This is a genomic window from Halobacillus locisalis (genome assembly GCF_013694105.1).
Lineage (GTDB): Bacteria > Bacillota > Bacilli > Bacillales > Halobacillaceae > Halobacillus > Halobacillus locisalis.
Genome location: NZ_JACEFG010000009.1, coordinates 1 through 3149, shown reverse-complemented (window position 1 = coordinate 3149; position 3149 = coordinate 1). Strand labels below are relative to the sequence as shown.

The window sequence follows — 3149 nt, the reverse complement described above, 5'->3', positions numbered from 1 at the left end:
ACCTTATATGATGTGGTGGTGAAGGCGAAGAGGTCACACCTGTTCCCATGCCGAACACAGCAGTTAAGCTCTTCAGCGCCGATGGTAGTCGGGTTTACCCCCGTGAGAGTAGGACGCCGCCACGTCATTTGAAAAACCCCTTAGAAGATTCGTTCTTCTAAGGGGTTTTTTGTGTTACCAGAAAAGCTCTGGTGTTATAAAGTTTTAACGTTCCACCCATTCCGGAATAAAATCTCCGAAGTATTGCCCGATTTTCTCCACCTCCGTCATAGTACGTCTTATGCCAACTTCTGTAGTAAACCAATTTTCTTTAGTAATTCCGAAACGACCTACGACTGGAGAGACCATGAACTTTGTGTTTCTTGGAAATGCTTCCTGATAACACATGAGTGCTCTACGGGAATGGCAGGCTTTACAGACTATAATAACCTTTCCATGTGGGATCCCATTACTTTTCAAAACGTCCAAAGAATAACGCGCATTCTCTAGAGTGTGCTGTGCTTCGTCTTCTTTAAGGATGAATTCGGGAGGTACTCCATTTTCCATACCGACTTTTCTTAGATATTCCCACTCCGTGGTACCGACGTGAGGTTTATATCCTCCTGATGGAAGAATATAAGGAGCCATATCATTCTTAAATAAGTCAGCAGCTTTCTTCATTAACTCTGGATGATCAGCACCAGGTACCAAGATCACATCAGCTGGAGAGATCTCGGTTTCTACAAAAATAAAGTCAGTAATACAGTCAAATGGATAAGACATGATGACAGATTCCTTTCTATTGATACATATAAAAAGGAACCCATTAACGCTTGGGTCCCTTATGTACGCGTATGATCACTCAACTTCTATAGTAACGGTATCGAATAATTCATCCCCGACATAGGCACTGAGTGTCCAAATTCCTTTTTTAGGTAACGACATAATGGAAGGGGTATGTGCGTCAGCTCCGTTGTTCGGTCCGCCAAGATCTTTACTAGCAACAACGGTCGTCTTTTCTCCTTCTTCATGAATGCCAATTACTTTAAAACTTCCGTCGAGCTCCTCTTCGGATCCCCACAAGTGCCACATGTATTTCTGTCCTTGTTCAGGTTGAAAGGTCTCGTTTTCACTGACAATAAAACCTAGGCGATCTTTTTCACCAAGCATCGTGTATCCGCCTGATTGAAATGTTTCACTTGGTTTTTTAGGTATTTCTCCTTCATCCATGTTCTCGTTCGATGTATTCGTTGCAGTTTGGCACCCTATTAAGAAAACAAAACTCATGAAGGTAGCGATAATCAGCCTATAGTACAAAAAATACCCCCTTTGGATTCGTATAAATAGAATGTAGCGAAAACAAAATCCATAATTTTCTATATTATCATTATACTAATTGACTTAACAAAGGAAAACAAGCATCAGTAGCAGGGTTCGTGGTAAGGAATGATTCATATCGAGTCAAATGGATTTTCGTTTGTACAAGTGAAACGGACGTAAGGTTTCAATCGTAAGATAAGTGTGGGAGGGGTACATATGGATCGAAGCGTCTATTTCTCTGATCAATTTTTCTCTACAGGGAGAACGGACATCTATAATGAAGAAAAATAAATAAAAGGGATACTGGATTTAAAAAGCTCATTCACATCGAGTCTCAGCGTCGAGGATGAACAAGGAGACATTCTGATGGAGGCAGCTTTTCCTTTCCTTTTAGGAAAATGGATGATTTGGGACTCGAAGGGAAAAGTGATGGGCGAGTTAAAAGCAAACTTTTCATTGTTCACCAAAAAGTACACCTATAAGACTAATACTACGACGTATCCAATTGATTCTCCTGCCTTTTCTGGGGAGTACACGATCTATAATGAAAAGGAAACAGTCGTCGCGACTTTTAAAAAAGTGAATGGTGTTTTTCAAGCCTCAGCGTATGAGTTATACAATCAATCGGAGACTCTTCTGACAGAAGAATTGATCGCTGTAGTGATGGGAATCAATGCGAACGAAAAAGAAGACGTTCTAGTGCAGCAGGGGTGGAGCTTAAGGGAGTAGCGGGGTCACCAAGTCACTATTCAATATTGGTGACTTCGCTTAATGTTCATTATTCTATGAAACGGCTCATCAAAACCGTACTATAGTAATGTCCATCCGAAAGAAGTTTGTCTTTCTTCAATACGCCTTCTATATCAAACCCATGTCTTCTATATAAACGGATGGCCGGTGTGTTTGTTTCAATAACACGCAGAGTGATTTTCTTGATTCCATGTGATTCTGCCCATTTGATGGATTCGTATAATAAGTTGGTTGCCATCCCGTATCCCCAAAATTCCTTAAGGATACAAACTCCGAATTCAACTGTGTGAGCCAACCGCTTAAGTTGAGATCCAGCACAACGCGAATAACCAGCAATCTCTCCATCTACATCCACAACAAGAAATAAGTGATTCGGTTGATCTGCGTCGTTTTTGATAATGGCTTGAAATTGATGGTCATCGATATAATCTTCTCCTTTTTCCCTATCCATATTCTCTGTTTCACCATCACCTTGTACTCTTACTTTTGATAGTTCATCAGCATCCTTTGCTGTAGCGATTCTTATAGAATATGTAAGATCTTTATTTCTGAATCGTTTATGGATCATTTTTCCACCATCCTCCCTGGTCTATTATGACATATATAGAGTGATGGTTTGCTATGATAGGGTGTTAGAATAGAGAATTAAAAAAGTAGTAGAAAAAGGGTTGATTCACGCTATCTAACATGGTATATTATTATTTGTCGCTTCAAGAGGCGACGGCATAGATAAATAGAAACACAAAATTGGTTGTTGACTTAAACAGCGAATGCGTGATATACTATTTCTTGTCGCGTTGAAAGACATGAACGCAAACAACAAAATATCATGAAAAAAAGTTGTTGACTTAAAACAACAAAACATGATATACTAATTGAGTCGCTGTTTTAAACAGCACACACAATTTGATCTTTGAAAACTGAACGAACCAACCAGTACGTCAAGATATTCTTTCTATTATAGAAGGAATTCAAACAAGCACATTCGGTGTGCAAATGAGCAAGTCAAACTTCAACTTTTATGGAGAGTTTGATCCTGGCTCAGGACGAACGCTGGCGGCGTGCCTAATACATGCAAGTCGAGCGCGGGAAGCGAGCTG

At 40.0% G+C, this 3149-nt stretch carries 4 protein-coding genes and 2 rRNA genes; 3 read left to right on the top strand and 3 right to left on the bottom strand.

From position 1 onward, the window contains the following. Nucleotides 1-11: 11 nt before the first annotated feature. Nucleotides 12-125 (top strand): 5S ribosomal RNA (rrf, locus tag H0266_RS19300). Nucleotides 126-204: 79 nt separating this feature from the next. On the opposite strand, the gene H0266_RS19295 is transcribed toward rrf, so the two are convergent. Beyond that, nucleotides 205-762, bottom strand: coding sequence for a YdcF family protein (locus H0266_RS19295; RefSeq protein ID WP_181474076.1), 558 nt, complete (start codon nucleotides 760-762; stop codon nucleotides 205-207). A 75-nt stretch (nucleotides 763-837) separates the two neighbouring features. After that, nucleotides 838-1296 carry a hypothetical protein gene (locus tag H0266_RS19290; protein ID WP_246364290.1) on the bottom strand — a complete coding sequence of 153 codons (459 nt, stop codon included), beginning with the start codon at nucleotides 1294-1296 and terminating at the stop codon, nucleotides 838-840. Between the two features lie 369 nt (nucleotides 1297-1665). Here H0266_RS19290 and H0266_RS19285 point away from each other — a divergent pair, with 369 nt between their 5' ends. Beyond that, nucleotides 1666-2028, top strand: coding sequence for a hypothetical protein (locus H0266_RS19285; protein WP_181474075.1), 363 nt, complete (start codon nucleotides 1666-1668; stop codon nucleotides 2026-2028). Between the two features lie 49 nt (nucleotides 2029-2077). Here the strand turns inward: H0266_RS19285 and H0266_RS19280 are convergent, their stop codons facing one another. After that, complete coding sequence (locus H0266_RS19280) at nucleotides 2078-2617, bottom strand: GNAT family N-acetyltransferase (protein WP_181474074.1); 540 nt, start codon at nucleotides 2615-2617, stop codon at nucleotides 2078-2080. A gap of 450 nt (nucleotides 2618-3067) precedes the next feature. Here H0266_RS19280 and H0266_RS19275 point away from each other — a divergent pair. After that, nucleotides 3068-3149 (top strand): 16S ribosomal RNA (locus H0266_RS19275); the annotation flags it as partial.